This window comes from Catellatospora chokoriensis (assembly GCF_011297315.1).
Lineage (GTDB): Bacteria > Actinomycetota > Actinomycetes > Mycobacteriales > Micromonosporaceae > Catellatospora > Catellatospora citrea.
The window spans coordinates 487629-509296 of sequence record NZ_JAAOTI010000001.1; the positions used below are offsets into that span (position 1 = coordinate 487629).

The window sequence follows — 21668 nt, forward strand, 5'->3', positions numbered from 1 at the left end:
GTCACCGCGTGACGGTGACCGTGTACGCGCCGCGTGCACATCCGGTGACCCGCCAGCCGCCGGGCACCTTCACCGACGCCGCGTCGCCGACCCCCCGGGTGGCCAGCTGCGGCTGCGCCTCACCGGGCACCCAGATGTCGAGTTCGCAGTCGGCCCCGTCGGTGTCGACGGTCGCGCCGAACGTCAGGCCGCCGTCGCCCGCGGAGGCTTCGAGCCGGTCCAGGCGGCCGGGGAACGCCCGCGGATACGCCCTGGTCAAAGGTTGCGTGAAACCGGTCGGCGGGGGGATCGCGGCACCGGTGACGCAGTCGATCCGGGCCAGGTTGCCCGAGGTCGCGGCGTCGGCTCCGGTCTCCGGCGAGCCGCAGCCCTGCTTCCACACCCAGAACGCGCCGCCGATGCCAAGCCGGTCCTGGGCCGCGCCGAAGCGGGTCACGCTGGCCCCGTCCACCGCCGGGTCGCCGAACCAGCCCCATTCGCCGGGCCAGTACGCCGCGCCGTAGGACGCCGCGGCACGGGCCGACACCGTCAGGTTCCGCTCGATCGAGGCGATCGTCAGGCCGAAACTCTGATCCATCGTGATCGACTCGCTGTACGGGTGCGGTGCGAACACCAGCTGCCGGTCGTCGGTGAAGCCCGGCGGCGGCGCGACGTCGAAGGCCAGCCCCGACCAGAGCACGCTCGGCTCGAAGAAGACCAGGTGCGCGAAGCCCTGCCCGGCCCGTTCCGCGTCGCGGATCGCGGTGATGGCGGCGTCGTAGTACCGGCCCAGCAGCAGTCCGGAGCTGATCGGCGGGTTCGCTCCGATGCCGGGCTCGTTGAGCAGGTCGTATCCGGCGACGGCGGGCTCGTTCGCGAATGCTCGCGCGACGTACGCCCAGGCGCGCACGAGTTCGGTCTGGATCCCGTCGCGGTCGGTGTAGAAGTTGCCGAACGCCGTCGCGACCGCGGGGGCGAGGTCGCGGGCCAGGAACTGGCAGTGCAGCGTCCTGTCGGTGATCGTCGCCCAGGCCGGTGCGCCGTCCCAGCCGGTGGTGGGGCTGGTGCCGCCGCCGCACTGCTCCCCCGGCCGGGCCAGGGCGTTGCCCCAGGCGTCCTGGTGCATGTCCAGCACGACGTAGACGCCGTGCGCCTTGGCCGACGCGACCGCCGTGCTGATCTGCTGTAGATAGGCCCGGTCGAACTCCCCGCGTCGCGGCTCCAGCCGGGACCAGGACATCCCCAGCCGTACGACGTTGAAGCCCATCGCGGCGACCTGGGCGAAGTCGGCATCGGTCAGCGGCTCGGTGGCCGCCACGGCGGGATCGCGCAGGTGGTAGTCGATCAGCTGGTTCACGTTGACGCCCCGCAGGATCACCTGACGACCGGTGACGTCGCCGATCGTGGGCAGACCGTCCTCGGTCGCGGCGGGAAGCAGGTGCAGTCGCTGAAGCCCGGCGGACGCCGGCACCGGCGCGACCGGTCGCGGCCCAGGGGCGGCGGACGATCCGATCACCAGGGGCACGGCCGCCAGCAGCACGACCACGGGTGCGCCCACAGCCCACCGGCGCGACCCGGCGAGACGGGCCGTGACCCGGGCCGGACGCCACCGCCACGCCACAGCCGCAGCGATCGCTCCGATCAGGCCGACCGCGATGCCGTAGCCGATGCCGGTGCCGACACCGAGCAGGGACGCGCCGATCCACCAGCTGTCGGGTCCGGCGTCGCGCAGCCCGGTCGAGGCGAGCGCGGCGGCGACCGCCGAGACCACGCCGATGCCGAGGCCGGCCACCGTCGAGGCCAGCCAGACCGTCACGGCCACACCCGACGACGTGTGGCGCACGATCCGCCGCTGCAACGCCCGTACCGCGGCACCGAAGACACCCAGGAACAGCACCACACCGCACAGGTAGCCGACCGGGCCCGCGGCTGCGCTGGGCGCCGGCAGCAGGCCGGTGAACGCGTAACCGACCGGCCCGCCCCGCCACCACGACGCGCCGAAGGTGGCCGCCGCCAGCGTCACCACCACGAACATGACCGCCACGCAGACGCCGACGGCGGACGCGGGCCGGTCGGCGGCGGGGGCGACCGTGTCCGGCTGGGGATCCCGGCCCGCCGTGTCGCGCTCGTCCGAGCTCGCGGCCATCGGCCGGCGGCCGTGAGCAAGCGCCGCCGCGGTGGCGGCCAGCGGGCCGACCAGCAGGAACTTCATCGCGGCGAACCCGCTGGTGGCGAACGCAAAGCGGAACGCGGAGCCGACGGACAGGTGCGGCCCGATCAGCGGCAGGGCACTGACGAATCCGGTGACGGCGGCGGCCAGCGCGACCGCACCGACCACCGCGGTCCAGGTGACGAGGAAGACCCGCCATCTTGCCCGCTGCGTCCGGCCACCGCCGATCGCGAGGACCGGAACGGCCGCGGCGAGCAGCATCGTCGGCAGCCCGACCAGCAGCGGAGCCCAGCGGTAGACACCACCGGCGCCCAGCAGCGGCAGACCGCGACCGCCCACGGGTGCCAGCAAGCCGGAGGGGTCCCAGGCGGCGCCGGCCGCGACGATGAGAACCAGCGCCAGGACGGCCGCGGCCGCGGGGCGACCGGCGGGACTCCGCAGCCGCGAACGCCGGGTCGTGGGCATCGGTGACGTCAGCACGCTCATAGTGATCGCGAAGCGTAGTGGGTGCCGAGCATCCGCGCCTGCCCCCGATTCGGCCCATCCCCCGGCGCCGTCACGTGCCCGGATACCGTCGAACGGCCGAGGACCGGTCCCCGCCGCATCGGCCTCGGACGCGCCCGGAACAACAGGGTGGGGGTTCGGTCGCGGAATCGGGCCCTGGATCACCTCGTTGTTCCTGGTATGAGTGTTTCCAGCGGCACGGCTACCCGGATCCGGATCGAGCACGGCGCCAAACGCGTGCGCGCCTACTTCAACGGCCAGGTCGTGGCCGACACGAGCAGGCCGGTGCTGGTCTGGGAGGTGCCCTACTACCCGGCCTACTACATCCCGCTCGCCGATGTGCGCAGCGACCTGCTCACCCCGTCCGGCCGCACGGACCGGTCGCCGAGGCTGGGCGACGGCGATCGGTACACGGTGCGGGTCGGCGACCGTACCGCCGAGGACGCGGCACTGCGCTACGCGCAGTCGCCGGTGGAGGAGCTTCGTGATCTCGTGCGGTTCGACTGGGCGGCCATGGACGCGTGGTTCGAGGAGGACGAGGAGGTGTACACGCACCCGCGCGATCCGCACACCCGGGTGGACATCCTCGCCAGCTCGCGGCACGTGCGCGTCGAGGTCGACGGGGTGACCGTGGCCGAGTCGCACCGGCCGACGGTGCTGTTCGAGACCGGGCTGCCGCCGCGCTTCTACCTGCCCAAGACCGACGTCCGGCTGGATCTGCTGACGCCCACCGCCACCGTCTCCCACTGCCCGTACAAGGGTCAGGCGGAGTACTGGTCGGTGCGGGCCGGCGACACCGTGCACGACGACCTCGTGTGGTCGTATCGCACACCGCTGCACGAGAGCCGGAAGATCGAAGGGCTGGTCGCCTTCTACAACGAGAAGGTCGACCTCTACGTGGACGGTGTCCCGCAGAAGCGGCCCAAGACGAAGTTCAGTTGACGGTCTCGCCTCCCGGGTCGCGCAGGCGGGTACGCGGCCCGGGAGGCGCTGAGCCGGTCAGACGAGGTTCGCCAGCGCCCGGTAGGTGAACGAGCCGGGCACGCCGTCCACGGGACCCGTGTAGCCGCCGGTCTGCGCGAGCCGCTGCAACGCGGCGTACGTGCCGGGACCCGGCACGCCGTCGATCAGGCCGGAGTAGCCCCAGCCTCGAAAGCATGCCTGCAGTCCGCGCCAGCTGTACGACCCGAGCACCCCGTCGGCCGGGCCGGTGTAGCCGCCGAGCTTGGCCAGTCGCTGCATCGCGGCGTACGTGTTGGTGCCCGGGACGCCGTCGACCGGGCCGCTGTAGCCGAACCGCGACAGCACGGTCTGCACGCCCTTCCAGCTGTTGACGCCCATCACGCCGTCGATGGGGCCGCCGTAGCCGCCGGCGACGGCCAGGGTCTGCAGCGCCCGGTAGGTGTTGGTGCCCGGTGCCCCGTCGAGCGGTCCGGTGTAGCCGTAACCGCGCAGCACCGTCTGGACGCCCTTCCAGGTGTTGCCGCCGGGGATGCCGTCGATCACGCCGGTGTAGCCGCCCGCCTTGCCGACCTTCTGCAGGACCGTGCCGTCGGCGATCGAGATCGCCCCCGGGCCGCCTGCGGTCACGCTCAGGTAGGTCCGGATGGCGGCGTAGGTGTTCGGGCCGGGTACGCCGTCGACGGGGCCGGTGTAGCCGTAGTCGGCGGCCAGACGCTGCAGTCCGGTGTACGTGTTCGGGCCGGGTACGCCGTCGACGGGGCCGGTGTAGTAGCCCTGGGACAGGACGGTCTGCACGCCGCGCCAGCTGTTGGCGCCCATCACCCCGTCGACCGGGCCGGTGTAGCCGCCGCGCTGGGCGAGTTGCTGCAGGGTCGTCGCGTCCGCCGTCGAGATCGTCACGCTCCCGCCGGCCTGGGCGAGGTAGCCGCGCAGCCCGGCGTAGGTGTTGGCGCCGGGCACGCCGTCGATGGGCCCGGTGTAGCCCCCGCGCTGGGCCAGCAGCTGGATTCCCTGGTAGGTGTTGAGGCCGGGGATGCCGTCGATCGGGCCGGTGTACAGCCCGAGCTCCTTGATCAGGGTCTGTACGCCCTTCCAGCTGTTGATGCCGAGGACGCCGTCGAGCGGGCCGACGTAGCCGCCGAGCTGCGCGATGCGCTGCAGGGTGAGTCCGTCGGCCAGCGAGATGTCGGGCGCGGGGTCGGGGATCGGGTTCGGACCCGGGGGCGGCAGGACAGCGGTGCCGAAGGCGTCCGGCTTGGCCACGTTCATGTCGACGGTGACGCCCTTGACCGACCCGGAGCTGCTGAACTGGTGGATGGCCCAGGTGGGGTACGCCGAACCGATGCGGGGGCTGCCCGGGGCCATGTCGTAGTCGGCGATCCACAGTTTCGCGCCGGTCGCCTGGGTCTGCGTCCAGGTGCGCGAGGTGAGCAGTGCCGAGTAGGTGTAGAGGAACGGGGTCGCGCCCAGCGCGGCCTTGACGGCGTTGATGAACGCGGCCGTCTGGGCGTCGGTCCACACGGGACTGCCGTCGATGCCCTCCACATCGATCATCAGCGGGTCGCCGGCCCGGTAGTCGTGCAGGTTGGCCAGGAAGTAGGCGGCGTCGCCGGCCGCGGTGCCCCAGCCGCTCATCCAGTAGTGGCCGACCAGGAACCCGGCGGCCCGCGCCGCGTCGACCTCGCGCACGTAGTACGGCGAGGTGTAGGGCTGGTGGGTGCCGTCGTTGGAGCCGCCGGCCTTGACGACGCAGAAGCGGAAACCCGCGCTGCGCGCGGCGAGGAAGTCCAGGTTCTGCTGGCTGGTGCCGACGTCGAGGCCGTACACGTAGCTGCCGGCCGGCGGGGTCGGCGCCGGGCCGGGTGCCGGAGTGGTCGACGGCGGGTGCGACGACAGCCAGCCGGCCACGCCGCGGATGGTGTTCGGGCCGAGGATGCCGTCCACCGGCCCGGTATAGCCGCCGTCCTGGGCCAGGGACTGGATCGCCCGGTAGGTGTTGGTGCCGGGCAGTCCGTCGACGGGTCCGGTGTAGCCGTAGCCCTGGACCGCGGTCTGCACACCCTTCCAGCTGTTGACGCCCATGACGCCGTCGACCGGGCCGGTGTAGCCGCCACGCCCGGCGAGGGTCTGCAGCACCCGCTGGTCCTCGGTGGTGAGCGTGTAGCCCGACGGCGACGGGTTGTTGCCCGGCCCGGGGGTGCCCACGTCGGCCATCCGGGAGCCGACGTTGTCCAGGGTCCAGCCCTTGTAGATCAGGCCGGACAGCGCGTTGTAGCGGGCCACGGACTGGGTGCCGATGCAGTATCCGCCGGGCGCGAAGTCCTCGCCGCCGGACAGCTTCGACGAGGCCATCAGGCAGCGGGTGCCGCCGCCGTCGAGGTCGAGTGCGACATGGCCGGGGTCGGGGTCGCCGTGGTCGGCCCACCAGTGGAACGCCCCGCGGGGCGCGGCAGAGTAGTCGGTGTTGTCAGCTCCGGAGGCGAGGTACGCCTGGTACGCGGTGTCCGCCGAGTCGCTGAGCCCGCAGGCCCGGAACATCAGGCCCTGGCACATGCCGTTCCAGTTGTAGCCGTTGTAGAAGCCGCCACCACCGGCGGTCGTGACGTTGGCGCGGGCCCACTGCTCGGCCCCCGCGACGGTTCTCGTCAACTCGTGCTCCTTGGGTCTGGCGCGGCCGTCCACCGGCCCGCCGCTGTGGAAAGGTTCGAAACGGGAGTGGGACGGCGGTCAGACGACCGCGAGCCGGGCCGAGGCGAGGATCGTCTCCGCGCCGACCAGCTGCGCGCGCAGCACCGGCCGTGCCCCGAGCGCGGAGGTCGGCACCGCGCCGAGCCGCAGCCACGGGTCCAGCCGCACGGTCCCCGCAGCGTCGGTGTCGAGGTCCACGTAGCCGAACCGGCGCAACGACTTGCGGCCCGCCGCCGCCTCGAACCACACGCTGCGGCCGACCGCATGGAACTCGCTGATCGAGAACCGCACCCGGCGGCCGGCCAGCGGCAGGGCACCCGCAGCCAGGGTGAACACCACACCGGACACGGCTTGCGGCCCCGGCGACCCGGCGGCCTGCCAGGTGTATCCGCCCGCGGAGAACGCCCCCTGCGCGACCCCGCCGGGCGCGGGCCGGCTCTCGGCGGCGGCAGCCGCCGTCCCACCGGCCACCGCGGGCAGCAGCAGGCCGGGCAGCAGCGTCCCCACTCCCTTAAGGACGGTGCGGCGCCGCACGTTACGCGCACCGCCGTCGATCGATTCTGGCATCTGTCCTCCTAGAACTCGCCACGAACGCGACCCAGTGATCACATCCGACGGTCGGGCGGCCGACAACCCAACGAAATCGCGGAATCCACGGCGTCCCCGGCGGACCGTGGACAGCAGCAGGCTCCGCGCGACCGGGTTCGGTCGCGCGGAGCCTGACGGGCCGTGAGATCAGATGAGCCGGGCGAGCGCGGTCCAGGTGTTGGGTCCGAGGGCACCGTCGACCGGGCCGGTGTACCCGCCCAGCTGGGCCATCCGCTGCATCGCGGCATATGTGTTCGGGCCCGGGGCGCCGTCGATCGGGCCGGTGTATCCGTAGCCGGACAGCACCTTCTGCACACCCTTCCACGAGTTCGTGCCGAGCACCCCGTCCGCCGGGCCGGTGTAGCCGCCGAGCTTGGCCAGTCGCTGCAGCGCGGCGTAGGTGTTCGTGCCGGGCACGCCGTCGACCGGGCCGGTGTAGCCGAACCGCGACAGCACCGTCTGCAGGCCCTTCCACGAGTTGACGCCGAGCGCGCCGTCGACCGGGCCGGTATAGCCGCCCTGCTGCGCCAGGCGCTGCATCGCCGCGTAGGTGTTCGTGCCGGGTGCGCCGTCGATCGGGCCGGTATAGCCGTAGCCCGTCATCACCTGCTGCGTACCGAGCCAGGTGTTGACGCCCGGGATGCCGTCGACGGGGCCGGTGTAGCCGCCCGCCTGGGCGATCTCCTGCAGGATCACACCGTCCGACAGCGTCGGCACCGGCGTCGAGCCGCCGCCGGACGGGGAGCCGTCGTCGCCGCCGCCCGAGTAGTTCAGCCTGTTCAGGATGAACTGGGTCGCCAACTGGACGGGCTGCCCCGCGTCGTAGGCGTTGTTGTGCACGGTCCAGTTGCCCGTGTACGGGCCGTCACATACCGTGTCACCTTCGTAGCAGTAGGAGTGCAGGCGCGAGGCGACCCAGTCGAGCTCGCCCGGTCCCCGGTAGCGGATGCCGTACCCGTCGCTGGTGTTGTGGGGGTCGTTGAAGAGCTCTCCCTGCCGGTAGCCGGGGTCGCCGAAGAACACCACCGCCGCGAGGTTGTTCCGCACCGTCGTCGACATGACGACCTTGTAGAAGGTCAGGGTGTACGCGATGACGGCGGCGCCCTGGGAGTAGCCGACCAGCACCGTGCGCGTGTTGGGGCAGTTGCTCGCCAGCGCGTTGAGCTCGTCGAGCAGGTGCGACGGGCCGTCGGCCAGGCTCACCGCGTTGTCCCACGACGCGTGGTAGATGAGCCCCGCACTGCGGATCTGCAGGCTCGACGTCATCTTCAGCTCGGCGGTGACCGCGGCCGGCGTGCCCAGGCCCCCGGTCGTGTACGTGTTGCCGAACGGGCCCGTGCCCGTGCCCGCAGCCTCGTCCGTGCCGCGCACCGCGATGGCGACGACCTGCGCGCACGTGGTTGTGGTGCCACCGGCAGCGGCCGGTGCGGCGGGCACGGCCACCCCGGCGCCCACCGCGAGGGAGGCGAGCAGGGCGAGACCGGCACGCCGGGCCCTTTGCCTGAGACTGAATGTCATGCGAGCTCCTCATGGAGTTGCCGGGGAATGATCTGCGACCGGCGACGGGAAGTGCACACCCGACCCCAAGCCGGGCGAATCGACGGTCACTGCCGTCCGATCGGCCGGCCGGGCCCGAATTTCGGCCAGCAAGCGACCTACCTTCCGGTGCGCTGCTGAAGTACCTTGATCGTTGCGTTTCGGGGGGCCGCTGTGACCCAACGAATCCGCGGACTTTGCGGTGGCCCCGGCCGCCGCCCACGGGGAGGAGCGGTATGGGCAGCCGGAAACTGCGGTGGCGTGTCGCGGAACTGCCGACGACCAGGGCCGGCGTCGAGCGGGCTTTCTCGTATTTCATCGCGGGAGTCCGCCTTGGCACCCTCGCGCAGATGATTCCCGCCGTGCACACCGGCGTGACGACGTCTCCGCACGGCGCCGCCTACCTCGCATGCTGGATCGCCGCGGCCGTCGCCAGCGTCACCGTGAGCGTGGTGACGCTCGTGCGCCGCCGCCCGCTCGGCGCGACCGCCTCCGCGGCGGACTTCGCGCTGGCCTGCCTGCTGCTGGCACTCGCGCCGCTGGTGCTCGAATCCGGTGCACGCTTCGGCACCTGGGTCGCCTACCAGCCCGGCTACGCGCTGTCGATCATCATCACGGCCAGCGGCGTCCGCAGCCTCACGCTCTGGGCGGGCGGCCTGCTCGGCATCGTCATCAGCTACCTGGTGTACCTCGGCGCTTCCGCCGGCGGGTCGATGACCTCGACCGCCGTCGGCAACATCCTGACCTATGTGGTGTACGCGCTGGTCACCCGCATGTTCTTCGGCTATACGCGCCGCATCGCGCACGACGCCGACACCTCCCGGGCGCGGGCGGCCGAACTGGCCCGGCGTGAGGAGGAACGCCGTGCGCAGGTGATGATGCACAACGGCGTCGCCGTGATGCGTCTGCTCACCGAGCCGAGCACCGAGGCCGCCCGGTCCGGACTCATCGACCTCGCCGAGGTCGAACTCCAGCGCATGCGGTCCTACCTGCGCGGCGGGGCGCAGCACGACGACGGCGCCGCCGGGTCCGGCCACCGCGTGACACTCCCCGCGATGATCGCGCGGGTGTGCGACCGGTTCGCCGACCTGAACGTCGACGCCCTGCTCGACCTCGGCGCCGGCCTGAGTCTCCCCGCCGCCCAGGCCGCGGCCCTGGAGCGCGCGCTGGAAAGCCTGCTGCTCAACGTGCGCGGGCACGCCCGCGCGGACGGCGTCGTCGTGCACCTCGACCAGGATGCCGACGGGAACTGGACGCTGACCGTACGCGACGACGGTGTCGGCTTCGACCCGGCGGCGACGACCGGCGGGATCGGGCTGCGCGAGGTCGTCGTCGGCGAACTGCGACGGCACGGCCTGGCCGTCGAGATCGAATCCGCCCTGGGCGAGGGCACGACCGTGACGATCACGTCCCGCCCCGCGACCGCGGCCGTCGGTGCCGACCGTGACGCCCTGGCGGACGCGGCATGAGGCCCGCCGTCGCCGTCGTCGAGGACACGTCGCTGATACGTGACTCGTTCGGCCTGCTCATGCCCGGCCTCGACGTGGTCGTGGCAGTGCCGACGGTCGAAGAACTGGTGCGCAGGCGGCCCCTCGTCGACCTCGTCGTGCTCGACCTGCACCTGGCGAACCTGGAGCAGCAGCCCGATGTGCGGCAGGGCATCGCCGCGATCCGCGCGCTGACCGGCTGCGGCTACCGGGTCTGCGTCTACAGCCAGGAGGAGCGCCGGTTCGTCCTCGCAGCGTGCCTGGCCGCGGGGGCCAGCGGAGTCGTCTCCAAGGCACTGCCCACCCTCCGGGCCGAGCAGCTCTTCCTGGAGGTCGCCGCCGGAGGCACGGTCGTGCCCCAGCCGGTCGTCGGCATCCTGGAAGTCCTGGTCCGGCGCGACTGCATCACGCTGCTCAGCGAGCGCCAGCGCCAGCTGCTGCACGGCCGCGCGCGGGGGCTCAGCTACGCCCAGGTCGCCAAGCAGCTGTATGTCAGCGAGTCCACGCTGCGCGGCTACTGGCTGGAACTGACCCGGTCGCTGTCGGAGTCCCTGCGCAACCTCACCCCCGGCGAGATCGAACAAGCCCTCGGGCTCGCACCGGGAGACCTCCTGGAGTTCTGGTCCGGGGACCCGACCGACGCCAAGAACTGGTGGCGCACCGGCACGGCCAGGTAGCCGGGCGGGTCAGCGCGTCCGACGGCGCGCCGCGGTCGGTGGACGCAGGCAGGGACGACGTATCACGTGGGAGCGGCGCCGGTCGGCGTGCTGCCGCAGCGAGGCGCTGTCGGCCAGGTCGCCGGGCGTGGCCGCGAGCAGCTGATCGGCTCGCAGCGCCTGGATGGCGGCACGGATGTGGGCCGGCGGATCGGCGACCGCCAGGTGTACGCCCCGTCGCAGCGCGCTGGTCCGCAAGAGCATCAGCACGCCGATTCCCGCGGCGTCGATCGCGTCGAGGGCGGCGAAGTCGACGGTGAGCCGGTCGGTGGGACAGCGGTCGAGCGCGACCCCGATCGCCCTGCCCAGGTGGTGCGCGGTGGTCGAGTCCAGCCGCCCGCGGGCGGTCAGGTACACGCCCACCGGTGAGGTGTACAGGCGCAGCTCCAGCTTTTCGGTCATCGGCCGCTCGCTCACGTCGTCGTGATGGTCGGGTCGCGCTCGGTTTCCCCGTTGGACGAGCCGCTAATCCTGGAAATCATCACGATTGCGCAACAGCCCGCTGCGGCAGGGGTCGCGCATAGCCCACCAGCACCGGGTGTGGCGGGAAGGACGTTCTGGTGCGTGCCGCCGTCCGCTGCCAGCCGAGCTTCTCGTAGAAGCGGATCGCCCGGTGGTTCTCCTCGAAGACGCGTAGCCGAGCCACGGCGACGCCGGAGGCGGCCAGCCGCTTCAGGATCTCGTCGTGTGCGCAGGCCGCCAGCCCGGTTCCCCAGCTGGTCACGGCGGTGCCGAAGTGCAGCAGTTCGTCACCGCGGGTGGCGGCGAAGCCGCTGATCCGGCCTTCGTGCTCGATGACGTACGCCGCGATGCCCGGATCTTCGATCTCGGCGGCCCAACGAGCGAAGATCTTGTCTCGCGGGAACGGATGGGTGTCCTGCGGGAAGATGTGCGCGAGCGCCCACTGCGCGCCCTCCCGCTGCACGTCGAGCAGGTCGTCGAGATCCTCGAGGGCGGCCAGGCGAAGCAGCATCCCGGTAGCGTCGTCCGCTTCCGTGATCTCCGCAACCGAAATCGGCCGTTCTCGCCGGTGGGTTAGGGTGGCAAGCCGCACGCCACGGGCGCGGAGACCGGGACAGGGAGATCGAGATGGGCCAGCCAGCGGGTGACCGGACAGCGTCGCCGAGTCGGACATCGCGGTTGTTCCCGATGGTGCTCGTCCTGGCCGCTGGGCTGGTTGCCGTCGACCAGCTGACCAAGTGGTGGGCGGAGGGGCTGGCCGGCCGGGCGCCGATCAACGTCATCGGCGAGCTGCTGCGGCTTCGGCTGACCTACAACCCGGGTGCGGCGTTCTCGATCGGCACCGAGTACACCTGGGTGCTGACCCTGTTCGCGGCAGCGGCCGTCGTCGCGATCGGCTTGCTCGCCCGCCGGGTGGCGTCGCGGGCCTGGGCTGTCGGGTTGGGGCTGATGCTCGGCGGAGCGGCCACCCACCTGCTGGACCGGCTGTTCCGCGAGCCCGGCTTCGCGCGGGGGCACGTCGTGGACTTCATCGACTACGGCCCGTTCGTGGGCAACGTGGCGGACATCGCGCTGGTGGTGGGTGTGGCGCTGATCTTCGTGCTCAGCGTGCGCAACGTCCCGATGGGCGCTCCGGCGGCCGAGACCGCCGCTGCCCGATCCGACGACGCGTCGTAACCGGCGCGGTCACGGGACCGCCACGCTCACATCGGTCGACTTCACGAGCGCGGTCACCGCGTCCCCGTCGGCCAGGCCGAGATCCTCGGCCGCCTCCCGGGTGACCGCGGCGGTCAGCGCCCGGCCGTCCTCCATGCTCAGCTTCACGGTCGTCATCACGGCACCGTGCTCCACGCCGACGACCGTGGCCGGGATCTGGTTGCGGATGCTGACGAGCCCGATCGGACCCACCCCTACCGCCACCTCGGTCGACTTGATCAGGACGGTGGCCGGTCGGCCGACGGTCAGCCCGAGGTCGTCCAGCGCCTCCACGGTGATCGCGGAGGTGATGGCCGTCCGTTCCGCGAGCCGGATCTTCACCGTCGCCATCGCCTTGCCGCGGGCGATGTCGACGACCTCGCCGTCGAACTGGTTGCGGATGCTCAAACGCATGGTGCCCCGATCCTCCCGTGCCGCCTGTGACAGTCAGTCAACCCGGACGGCGGCCGTCGGGTGACGGCGCACGCCCCGCCGGCTGTCGCCCGCGCGCGGCGGGACTCAGTAGGCGACGCCGACGCCCTGTCCGATGGTCGCGGGGTCGTGCAGCGCGGCCAGCATGGCGTGTGCCACGTCGGCGCGGGAGATCGTGTGGCCGCCGACCACGTTGCCGCCGACGGCCGTGCGGTAGCGGCCGGTCACCGGCTTGTTGACGAGCTTGGGCGGCCGGACCACCGTCCACTCGGTCGCACTCTGCAGGATCAGCCCCTCCATCACCGCCAGGTCCCGGTAGACGTCCTTGAGAGCGGCGCGGACCAGCGGCAGCAGGATGCGGCGGCTGAAGAATCCCTCGCCCTCCGGAGGTGGCGCGAGCGGGGCCGCGCTCACCGCGACGAAGCGCCGCACCTCGCTGTCCGCCATGGCGGCGAGGATGCCGCGGGTCGCGTCGGAGGCCACGGTGCCGGCTTTGCGGCCGCGCGCGCCGACGCCCGACAGGACCGCGTCACTGCCTGTGAGCGCGGGTAGCAGGAGTTCCGGGTCGGTCAGGCCGGGGACCGTCGCCACCTCCAGGGCGGGGTGCCGCAGGTCGAATGAGGCCGAGCTGCGAACCACGGCGGTCACCGCGTGTCCGGCGTCCAGGGCCTGGCGCACGATGTGCCCGCCGATGCCGCCGGTGGCTCCGAAGACCGTCAGTTTCATCAGGTGCCTTTCCGGAAATGAGGAGTCTCGGTGATTGTTACCGTACAGGACAATTTCGTGGACGTACAATACTCCGGTGCCTGCGCCTTCGAACCGACCGCTGGGCGAGCGGACCAACTTCCTGCTGTCACAGCTGGGCTTCCACACCGCGGCGCGGTTCACCGATCGCCTGGCCTCGCTGGGCATCCAGCCCAGTCACTTCGGCCTGCTCATGCACCTCGCCCAGGGCGAGGGCCGGACTCAGCAGCAGCTCGCCGAGGCGCTCGGCATCCACCGCAAGGTGATGGTCGGGCTGCTCGACGACCTCGAGCAGCGCGGGCTCGCCGAACGCCGGCGCCATCCCACCGACCGGCGGGCCCACGCGATCCACCTGACCGACGCGGCCCGCACCCTGCTGCCCGAAGCCGTCGCCATCGCCGACGCCGAGGAGGAGGAACTGCTCACCGGCCTGGACGGCGGCGAGCGGCGGCAACTGCTCGCCCTGCTGCAGCGGCTGGCCGAGCACAGCGGCTACCCGCGCGGCGTACACCCCGGACTGCGCCGCACCGCCGGGCCGCACGGCACGGGCTGAGAGCCGCCGTCGGGAACGGCTGCCGGACCCACTTGCGCCCCGAAAAGTGATATCACTATGCTAGCTCCATGGCGGGTGAGCGAAAGCAGTTGCTGCTGCGGCTCGACCCCGCCGTGCACGACGCGCTGGCCAGGTGGGCGGCAGACGAGCTGCGCAGCGTCAACGCGCAGATCGAGTTCCTGCTGCGCCAGTCGCTGGCCCGCGACGGAAGGCTGCCCGGTGGGGTCGGCGAGCCGAGGCGGCGCGGACGTCCCCCCAAGGACCCGGACTGAAAGAGGCAGACATGGAGCTCACCTCACAGGTCTACCTGCTGGCCTACAACACCGACCGGCACCAGCTCACCTGCAACGGCTACCTGGGCTACGTCCTGCGCGCCGCGGCCCTGACCGAGCTCCTCCAGCTCGGCGCGCTGTCCGATGCGGACGGCAAGGCCGAGCCGACCGGCACCGGCGTCGCCGACCCCCTGCTCGCCGACGTGCTCCGGGACCTCGCCGCCGCGCCAAGGCTCAAGAGCTGGAAGCACTGGGTGCACCGCGCGCAGACCCCGATGTTCCGCGCCGTGCAGCAGCGGCTGGCCGACGCCCGCCTCATCAGCACCGAGCGTTACCGGTGGCTCGGCCTCTTTCCCGCGACCCGGGTCAAGGTGCACAGCCATCGGCTGGTCAGTGAGCTGCGGTCGACGGTTTCCCGCACGCTGGGCGCGAGCAGCGCCCACCCGCAGGAGGGAGCACTGACGGCGCTCGCCGCGGTCGGGGAAATCAGGATCGCGATCAGTCGCGCGCAGACCCGCGAGCGCAAGCAGCGCATCGAGCAACTGGCCGAGCAGGCCGGGCCCGTGCTGCCCGCGCTCCGCAAAGTCATCCGCGACCACCACGCCGCCACCACTGCGGGCTGATCGGCCGCCGGAGCGAACGTGCGCCGACGCACGAGCTGACCAGGACCGCCCACCGATGTCACAGCAGGCCAGAAGGTGTTGACATCAAGCGCACTTGAGATTGCACGCTGTTGACCATGACAAACGGTGTTCTTGACGAGGTATACCAGCGGCTGCAGCAGACCGGGCCGGAGCGCGACGGCTGGCTGTCCAACCACGCCCCGATGGCGGCCGAAGCGCTCGTCCGCCACGGGCACGGCGACCGAGTGCATGCCTGGATCGACGGGTACGCCGACCGGCTGTCCGAACGCCCACGCGGCATCCAGCGCATCTCGGCCGGGCAGTGGCGCGAGCCGTTGGGCGATCCGGTCCGCACCGGTGACTGGCTCACCTTCTTCGACCGGCAGCTCACCGAGCGGCCCTGGCGCGAGGTGCTGATCGAGTGGTGGCCGCGGCTGCTGCCCGGGGTGGCGGCCGGAGCCACGCACGGCGTCATCCGGGTCGGGCACGCCGTACGTGCCCTGCTCGACAGCGAGCAGGACGGCGGGGCGACCCCGGCTCGGGTGGCCGAGCTGGGCGCGGGGCTCGGCTACTGGGCGGCCCGCTGGCAGCCGCTGGCGCCCGCCGGCAAGGGCCCGTACCGGTCGACCGATCCACGCTCGGCTCTGGACGCGGTGCCCCGCGTCCCGCATCAGCGGTCGGGCATCCGCACCCGGCTGGCGCAACTCGCCGACCTGCCCGGCTGGCCCGAGTCGGCCGGGGCGGCGCCCGGTGACGGCGGCTCGGGTGCCCCGGACCGGCTGGCCGCCATCGTCGAGGCGGCGGTGCTGCGGTACGGCACGCACGGGCATGGCAACCCGGTGATGCTGGTGCACGCGGCGACCGCCCCCAGCGCGATCGCCCGTGTCGTGCCGGTGCTGCCGCCCGCACTGTGGGAGCCGAGCGTGCAGGCTGCCTGGGCCGCCACCGCCGCGGTGACCAGCGCCTACTCTCCCCCGGATGCCCGGGTGATGCCGGACCGGGGCGCGACGGACCCGGCCGACCTGATGGCACGCGGGTTGCACGACCAGGACTCGCACGGCATCAAGTTCATCGACACGGCCCTTGACGTGCACCGGCGCACCGGCGAGCAGGCGGTGCTGGACGTGGCGACCTACGCCAACGAGCTGATCACCCGGGGTTGACCCGACGGCCGCGCGCGCTCGGGGCCATCGCCTGCCCGGTCACACGACGTCCGGCACCAGCCCGAACCGCTCGCGCTCGGCCTCCGGGACCAGGTCCAGGTAGGTGTCGGCGAGCCGGAGGATGATCTCGCGGACGTAGGGGCAGAAGGGGCGGACGGCGAGCCCGCGGCGGCGGGCCTCGTCGAGTTCGGCGATGACGAGTTGCCTGGCCAGCCCACGGCCGCTGAACGCCTCACCGACCTCGGTGTGGGTGAAGGCGATCGTGTCGGCGGTCAGCTTGTAGGTCGAGAATCCGGCCAGCTGGTCGCCGTCGTAGATCTCGTAGCGGCTCTCGGCGGGATTGTCGCGCACGGTGGCGGGCATCGTGATTCCTCTCAGGGCTGCGGGCTGACGGGGTGGCGGCTGACGATGGATATCCGGTTGAAGGCGTTCATGGCGATGATCACCCAGCTGAGCGCGGAGATCTCCTCGTCGGTCAGGTGCTGCCTGGCGGTGGCGTAGTGCCGTTCCTGGGCGCCGTCGGCGGGCAGCGTGGTGAGGGATTCGGCCAGGGTCAGCGCGGCCCGCTCGCGGTCGGTGAACAGGGTCGTGTCGCTCCAGGCCGGCAGGACGGCGATGCGCTGGGCGCTCTCACCGCCGGCCAGGGCGTCGCGGACATGCACGTCCAGGCAGTACGCGCAGCGGTTGATCTGCGAGACCCGGATGTTGACCAGCTCGACGAGGACGCGGCTGAGCCCGGCATCGCGCGTGGCCTGCCGGACCGCTGCCGCGAGATCGCGTTGTGCGCGATACACCTGCGGGTGCTGTTTGTCGATCAGCACCCGTGGCGCGTCCTGTTCCGTGGCCATCACGTCCCCCTCCTGCCGCTCGGTCAGCGCCGCCCTGCAGTGAAGACAGGACAGCACTCCCGAATGTGACACCTCGCCCGCGTCGGCGACCCGGATCTTGAGCTGGATCACATGTGGCCCGGCCGCGGAGAATCAGTCCAGCGGGCGGTCGAGGTTCAGGTCGAGCCACGCCGCCAGGTCCGCGATCTCGCGGTCGACCGCGACCGTCATCGCCTTCGTGAACGGCACATCCCGGTGGACCGCGTCGACTCGCAGCACGCCCGCCCGCCGGTCGGTGGTGGCGTCGAGCTTGCCGACCAGCCGGTCGCCGTGCAGGATCGGCATCGCCCAGTAGCCCCACCGCCGTTTGGCCGCGGGTTTGTACATCTCCAGCTGGTACTCGAACTCGAACAGCTCGGTCATCCGCTTGCGGTCGAAGACGAGGCGGTCCAGCGGCGACAGCAGCGCGGTCCGGCCGGTGAACGGCTGGTCAAGCTGGGCCGGGTCGACCCGCCAGCGGCCACGCAGGCCCTCGATCACGGCCGGTTCCCCGGCCTCGAGCACGTCGACCGGCTCGACAGCCTGCTTGGCACTGCTGCCGCGGGCGATGCCCAGCGACCGCAGCCGCCGCTGCCCGCGGATCCGCGCCGCCTCGTCGGCCGTGACGACCCGGTCATCGGGGAAGATGCGCTCCGCCAGGTCCCACAGCCGCTCACGGCCGTCCCGGCCGGCGACGGCGACCTCGCCGCGCGCTTCCATCAATTCCAGCATCTTGAGCACGTTGCGGTCGTTGCTCCAACCGCTCGACGGCCACCGCAGCTCGCACGAGTCGGGCAGTTCCCGGGCCGGCAGGGGCCCGTCGGAGCGCAGGCGGCGCAGGATGTCCAGCCGGCAACCGCGGTTGGCCTCGACCCAGTCGCGCCGGTACTCCTGCCAGTCGGGCAGTTCACCGCGGCCGGGCCAGTCGGCCATGTCCGCCCGGTAGAGCGCGAGGTCGGCGGCGGGGCGGATCATGCCCTGCAGCTCCAGCAGCGCCTGGTCGCCCAGCGCGGCTTCGAGGTCAGCGGGCCGGTAGGCCGACCCGAGCCGGGACCACAGCACCAGATCCGCGTTGGGCGCCACGGCCGCCGTCTGGTCGGCCTGCAGCAGCGTCAGTTGCTGCACGACGCCGAGCAGCGCGGCCGGCCGGGGCCGGTCCAGCAGCTGGGCGCGTACGGCGATGCGGCGCGCCTCGGCGCGGGTGAGCTCATGTACTCCCACGGGCCTGAGCCTAGGCGAGCGCTGTGACATGGCCCGCCGGCGGTGCATGCGGCCGGGCCGCACGCCGTCGTGAGGTGAACGTGCAGCGCCAGGCGGGCACGTTCACCTCACGACCCGGTCACCCGCCGAAGCGGTACGCGCGCAAAATGGCCTGCTCCACCTTGTTGCCGCGGGTGTCGGCGGCCACGGCGCGCAGCGACACGAAGCCCGCCCCCGCCGGATGGCGCAGTGTGATCATGCCCTGGTGCACCGCCGTCCTCGTCCAGGTGCCGCCATCGTCATAGGACACGTCGACGGTCAGGCTGCTCACCTTCCCGACCGCCGCGCCCGGCTGCGCGACGACCGACACGGGCACCGTGAACGATCGGCCGGCCGGCGCGGTGTTGAACCGGTCCAGCGCGGGTGAGAACCGGACCGCCCAGAGCGGCAGCACCCCGGTGGTGTGTCCGGACCGGAACGTCCATGCGGCGGTCGTCTGCGTGGACGACGTGAACGGGGCTCCCCGCGCCGCGGCGACCTCCAGCCGATACCCCGCGTCGTCCGGCGGGACCGTGAACGCGCCGCGCCCGGCGAGCTCGGCCGACCCGACCCGGAGCCCGTCGCGGTAGAGCACCGTCGTGCCCGGCCCGACCTCACGGTCCACCCGGCCGGCGCCGTCTCCGTACAGCGACAGGTCCACGTCGATGACGTCGCCGCTGCGGGTGACGCCCGTCGTCGCGTCGCCGACCGCCGCGAAGGCGGGGCCGAAGACGGCCTGGTTCCACCGCTGCTCGTAGGTCCGGCCCGCGACGTACGCGGTCCAGCCGCTCACGGCGGGACCGAGGCGCCAGCCGTCGCCCGACCCTGGATCGGTCCAGGTGCGGTACAGCCGCGCGCGCCACTGCTTGCCCGGTTCGACGTCGACGTAGTGGACCGTCGTGGACGGCAGCCGCGAGGCGATCGGGAACACGGGCGTCTCGTCCTCCCGGCCGGGTCGGATGCTGCTGGTGGCTCCCCACAGCCCGTCCATCGGCTCGTCGCCGGCGGCCACCGCGACGGGCAGCGTCGCGAGTTCGCCTTCGGCGACGTCGCGCCGGTATCCGCTGATCAGCCGCCCGTTGGCCTGGTGGTGACTGATCGTGTAGACCCAGGGGCTGTCGTGGAAGTAGCCGTCGGCGTCGGTGCCCGCCTTGGCGAACACCGCGCTGATGAACGAGGTGAAACCCGCCGCCGGGATGCCGTCGCCGACGTCGGCGGTGTAGAGGTTCGCGAACGACGAGCCGCCCTGCCCGCTGACGACCGGGCCGTGCGGGGTCTGCAGGCTGAACGCGATGTTCATCGACGCCAGGACCGCCGCCGGCCGGGGCACCGTGATCATGCTCGTCCTGCCCAGCCGCGCATCGAACGTCACGACACGGTCGGCGGTCACGTCCAGCGCCGGATGGACCAGCAGGGTCAGGGCGGGGTCGGCACGGTCGGCCAACCAGCTGCTCAACGCGTAGCGGCCCTTGGGCATACGCAGGGTCACCGTCCCGTCCGCGGCGGCGGCGTTGAAACCGACCAGGCCGTCGTATCGGGTCACGTCGTCGGCGAACTGCGCCGGGCGTCCGGCGCGGTCGAGGTGCTCCAGGGTGACGGTGTAGCTCTCGACCTCCCGGTCCACGGCGAACGGCGTGCGCACCTTGCTGCCGTCGGCGCCGGTCGCGGTCAGCGCACCGGCCGCCAGTCCGTCCGGACCGGTCACCCGGGTGTCGGCGGTGACCGTCGCCTGCGCGCTGCCGCCCGCCGGGACCGTCAGCCGCGCGGGGTCGACGGTGAACATGCCGGCCGGCGCGGCGCTGCCGCCGATCGTGGCGGTGGCGGCCAGGTCGAGGGTGATCGGCGTCGCCGACGAGTTGGTGTAGGTGACGGCGCGGGTCAGCACCGCGTCGTCCCCGTGCGGCCAGAGTTGCCTGCCGAAGCTGAGACTGCCGGGTTCGGCTGTCACCGCCTGGCCGACGGCCGCCGCGACGTCCACCCGCCCGGCGCCCTGGTCGAAGACGGTGGCCGACGGGTTAGGCCGGGCCGTGCCCATCAGCGCGGCCTTGATCCGGGCGCCGGTCCACGCCGGGTGCTGCTGGGCGAGGATCGCGGCCGCTCCGGCGGCGTGCGGTGTCGCCATCGACGTGCCGGACAGGCTCACGTAGGGGTCGCCGGGCTCGCCGCCGAGCCCCGGGGCGTCCTTGCTCCTCGCGGCGGTGATCTCCACGCCCGGTGCGGTCAGGTCCGGTTTGATGCCGCCGTCGCCGGTCCGGGGTCCGCGGCCGGAGAAGTCGGCGATAGCGTCGGCCTTGCTGACCGCGCCGACCGCCAATGCCGCGTCGGCGCTGGCCGGGCTGCTCACCGACGTCGCGTACGGTCCGTCGTTGCCGGCCGCGATCACGAACAGGGTGCCGTACTGGCGGGTGAGGGTCTCGACCGCCTCTTCCAGGGGATCGGTTCCCGGCGAGTCCCACCCGCCCAGGCTCATGTTGACGATCCTGGCGCGCTGCTCCTGCGCGGCCCACTGCATCCCGGCCAGGATCCACGACTCCGCGCAGCCCCACTCGACGCAGACCTTGCCGTCGAGCAGCCGCACGTCGGGAGCGACACCACGGTAACGGCCGCCCGAGGCCGCGCCGCTGCCCGCGACGATCGAGGCGACGTGGGTGCCGTGGCCGGCGAGGTCGCGGTCGTCCTCACCGCCCTGGTCGACGCCGCCGGTGAAGTTGCTGCGGGCGGTCACCCTACCGGCGAGGTCGGGATGGGTGTCGTCGATGCCGGTGTCGAGCACCGCCACGGTCACGCCCTGCCCGGTGAGCCCGGCCTGCCACGCCGCGGGTGCGCCGATCTGCGCCACGCTGCCGTCGAGGGTGGGTTTGAGCAGCCCGTCCAGCCATACCTTGGCGATCCCGGGCCGCATCGCCTGTCCGGTCTGGCCGGTCAGCTCCCGCCAGAACGCGGCCGCCTGCGCGCGGTCCTGCGCGACGGACAGCACGCCCAGCCGGGGCAGCTGCCGCCGGACCCGGCCGCCGGCCGGCACGGCGGCGGCAGCCGAGCGGGTCTGGGCCGTGCTCGTGCCGTCGGCGGTGACGATGAGCGGGAGTTCGGCCCGCCGGGCGTCGTAGCCGTACTCCAGCAGGGCCGTGACGTCGAACAGGCGCGGATCGAGACGGCCCGCGGCCAGCAGCGTCATGGCGTCGCTCGGGATCACCCGCAGGCGTCCCCGGGACCGGCTGGTCGCGAAGGTGACGTGTTCGCGGCCCTTCGCCGGCTGGATCGACACCGCGGTGCCGTCGCCGACGGTCACCCGGTCGCCTGTCACCAGGGTGACCGTCTGGCCCGCCCGGGCCTGCGGCGTCGCCGCGCCGGTGGGTGCGGCCGTCGCCTGTATCGCCGAGGCAGGCTGTGCCGTGACGGGCAGGGGCCCGGCCAGCAGGCCGGCGGGTAGCAGGAGTGCGGCGCTGAGTGTTCGCTTCCATCGCATGGGGGGTGTTCCGTTCTGCGGGA

20 protein-coding genes are annotated in these 21668 nt (G+C 72.5%); 8 read left to right on the forward strand and 12 right to left on the reverse strand.

The features are described from left to right. Position 1: 1 nt before the first annotated feature. Entirely contained in the window at positions 2-2635 is a 2634-nt protein-coding gene (locus HAV39_RS02145) for a cellulase family glycosylhydrolase (protein WP_191837424.1), read from the reverse strand. Between the two features lie 198 nt (positions 2636-2833). Between HAV39_RS02145 and HAV39_RS02150 the strand changes: the two genes are divergently transcribed. Further along, positions 2834-3595: a DUF427 domain-containing protein gene (locus tag HAV39_RS02150; protein WP_191837425.1), complete on the forward strand. Its 762-nt coding sequence runs from the start codon at positions 2834-2836 to the stop codon at positions 3593-3595. A 57-nt stretch (positions 3596-3652) separates the two neighbouring features. Here HAV39_RS02150 and HAV39_RS02155 read toward each other — a convergent pair whose 3' ends face one another. From HAV39_RS02155 to HAV39_RS42085, 3 genes are all read right to left on the reverse strand, one after another. Beyond that, positions 3653-6265, reverse strand: coding sequence for a GH25 family lysozyme (locus HAV39_RS02155; protein WP_191837426.1), 2613 nt, complete (start codon positions 6263-6265; stop codon positions 3653-3655). A gap of 78 nt (positions 6266-6343) precedes the next feature. Further along, entirely contained in the window at positions 6344-6871 is a 528-nt protein-coding gene (locus tag HAV39_RS02160; RefSeq protein WP_191837427.1) for a hypothetical protein, read from the reverse strand. A gap of 168 nt (positions 6872-7039) precedes the next feature. Then, positions 7040-8410 carry a cutinase family protein gene (locus tag HAV39_RS42085; RefSeq protein WP_203736600.1) on the reverse strand — a complete coding sequence of 457 codons (1371 nt, stop codon included), beginning with the start codon at positions 8408-8410 and terminating at the stop codon, positions 7040-7042. Positions 8411-8664: 254 nt separating this feature from the next. Between HAV39_RS42085 and HAV39_RS02170 the strand changes: the two genes are divergently transcribed. Together HAV39_RS02170 and HAV39_RS02175 are read left to right on the forward strand one after the other, a co-directional pair. Then, the gene (locus tag HAV39_RS02170) at positions 8665-9897 is read left to right on the forward strand and encodes an ATP-binding protein (protein WP_239120885.1); all 1233 of its coding nucleotides are present in this window, start codon (positions 8665-8667) and stop codon (positions 9895-9897) included. Then, the gene (locus tag HAV39_RS02175; RefSeq protein WP_191837428.1) at positions 9894-10592 is read left to right on the forward strand and encodes a response regulator transcription factor; all 699 of its coding nucleotides are present in this window, start codon (positions 9894-9896) and stop codon (positions 10590-10592) included. The genes HAV39_RS02170 and HAV39_RS02175 overlap by 4 nt, the downstream gene beginning before the upstream one ends. Positions 10593-10601: 9 nt before the next feature. On the opposite strand, the gene HAV39_RS02180 is transcribed toward HAV39_RS02175, so the two are convergent. Both HAV39_RS02180 and HAV39_RS02185 read right to left on the reverse strand, forming a co-directional pair. Continuing rightward, positions 10602-11033, reverse strand: coding sequence for an STAS domain-containing protein (locus tag HAV39_RS02180; protein WP_191837429.1), 432 nt, complete (start codon positions 11031-11033; stop codon positions 10602-10604). 79 nt (positions 11034-11112) lie between these two features. Continuing rightward, complete coding sequence (locus HAV39_RS02185; protein ID WP_191837430.1) at positions 11113-11604, reverse strand: GNAT family N-acetyltransferase; 492 nt, start codon at positions 11602-11604, stop codon at positions 11113-11115. A 176-nt stretch (positions 11605-11780) separates the two neighbouring features. Here HAV39_RS02185 and HAV39_RS02190 point away from each other — a divergent pair, with 176 nt between their 5' ends. After that, positions 11781-12269 carry a signal peptidase II gene (locus HAV39_RS02190; RefSeq protein ID WP_191837431.1) on the forward strand — a complete coding sequence of 163 codons (489 nt, stop codon included), beginning with the start codon at positions 11781-11783 and terminating at the stop codon, positions 12267-12269. A 9-nt stretch (positions 12270-12278) separates the two neighbouring features. Here HAV39_RS02190 and HAV39_RS02195 read toward each other — a convergent pair whose 3' ends face one another. Further along, entirely contained in the window at positions 12279-12701 is a 423-nt protein-coding gene (locus HAV39_RS02195; protein ID WP_191837432.1) for a TOBE domain-containing protein, read from the reverse strand. A gap of 105 nt (positions 12702-12806) precedes the next feature. Then, positions 12807-13445: an NAD(P)-dependent oxidoreductase gene (locus HAV39_RS02200; protein ID WP_191837433.1), complete on the reverse strand. Its 639-nt coding sequence runs from the start codon at positions 13443-13445 to the stop codon at positions 12807-12809. Positions 13446-13521: 76 nt separating this feature from the next. Between HAV39_RS02200 and HAV39_RS02205 the strand changes: the two genes are divergently transcribed. The 4 genes from HAV39_RS02205 to HAV39_RS02220 all read left to right on the forward strand — a co-directional run bounded on the left by HAV39_RS02205 (position 13522) and on the right by HAV39_RS02220 (position 16074). After that, positions 13522-14016: a MarR family winged helix-turn-helix transcriptional regulator gene (locus HAV39_RS02205; protein WP_191837434.1), complete on the forward strand. Its 495-nt coding sequence runs from the start codon at positions 13522-13524 to the stop codon at positions 14014-14016. A 68-nt stretch (positions 14017-14084) separates the two neighbouring features. Continuing rightward, positions 14085-14288, forward strand: a complete 204-nt coding sequence (locus HAV39_RS02210; protein ID WP_191837435.1) for a type II toxin-antitoxin system antitoxin — start codon at positions 14085-14087, stop codon at positions 14286-14288. An 11-nt stretch (positions 14289-14299) separates the two neighbouring features. Then, positions 14300-14911: a GOLPH3/VPS74 family protein gene (locus tag HAV39_RS02215; RefSeq protein WP_191837436.1), complete on the forward strand. Its 612-nt coding sequence runs from the start codon at positions 14300-14302 to the stop codon at positions 14909-14911. Positions 14912-15027: 116 nt separating this feature from the next. Beyond that, positions 15028-16074: a questin oxidase family protein gene (locus tag HAV39_RS02220; protein ID WP_191837437.1), complete on the forward strand. Its 1047-nt coding sequence runs from the start codon at positions 15028-15030 to the stop codon at positions 16072-16074. 39 nt (positions 16075-16113) lie between these two features. Here HAV39_RS02220 and HAV39_RS02225 read toward each other — a convergent pair whose 3' ends face one another. The 4 genes from HAV39_RS02225 to HAV39_RS02240 form a co-directional block, all read right to left on the reverse strand. Beyond that, the gene (locus HAV39_RS02225) at positions 16114-16437 is read right to left on the reverse strand and encodes a GNAT family N-acetyltransferase (RefSeq protein ID WP_191837438.1); all 324 of its coding nucleotides are present in this window, start codon (positions 16435-16437) and stop codon (positions 16114-16116) included. 11 nt (positions 16438-16448) lie between these two features. Next, complete coding sequence (locus tag HAV39_RS02230) at positions 16449-16922, reverse strand: carboxymuconolactone decarboxylase family protein (RefSeq protein ID WP_191837557.1); 474 nt, start codon at positions 16920-16922, stop codon at positions 16449-16451. Between the two features lie 132 nt (positions 16923-17054). Then, the gene (locus HAV39_RS02235) at positions 17055-18161 is read right to left on the reverse strand and encodes a DNA glycosylase AlkZ-like family protein (protein WP_239120884.1); all 1107 of its coding nucleotides are present in this window, start codon (positions 18159-18161) and stop codon (positions 17055-17057) included. Positions 18162-18279: 118 nt separating this feature from the next. Continuing rightward, a complete protein-coding gene (locus HAV39_RS02240; RefSeq protein ID WP_191837440.1) occupies positions 18280-21645 on the reverse strand; it encodes a S8 family serine peptidase in 3366 nt (1121 codons plus the stop codon). Positions 21646-21668 lie beyond the last annotated feature (23 nt).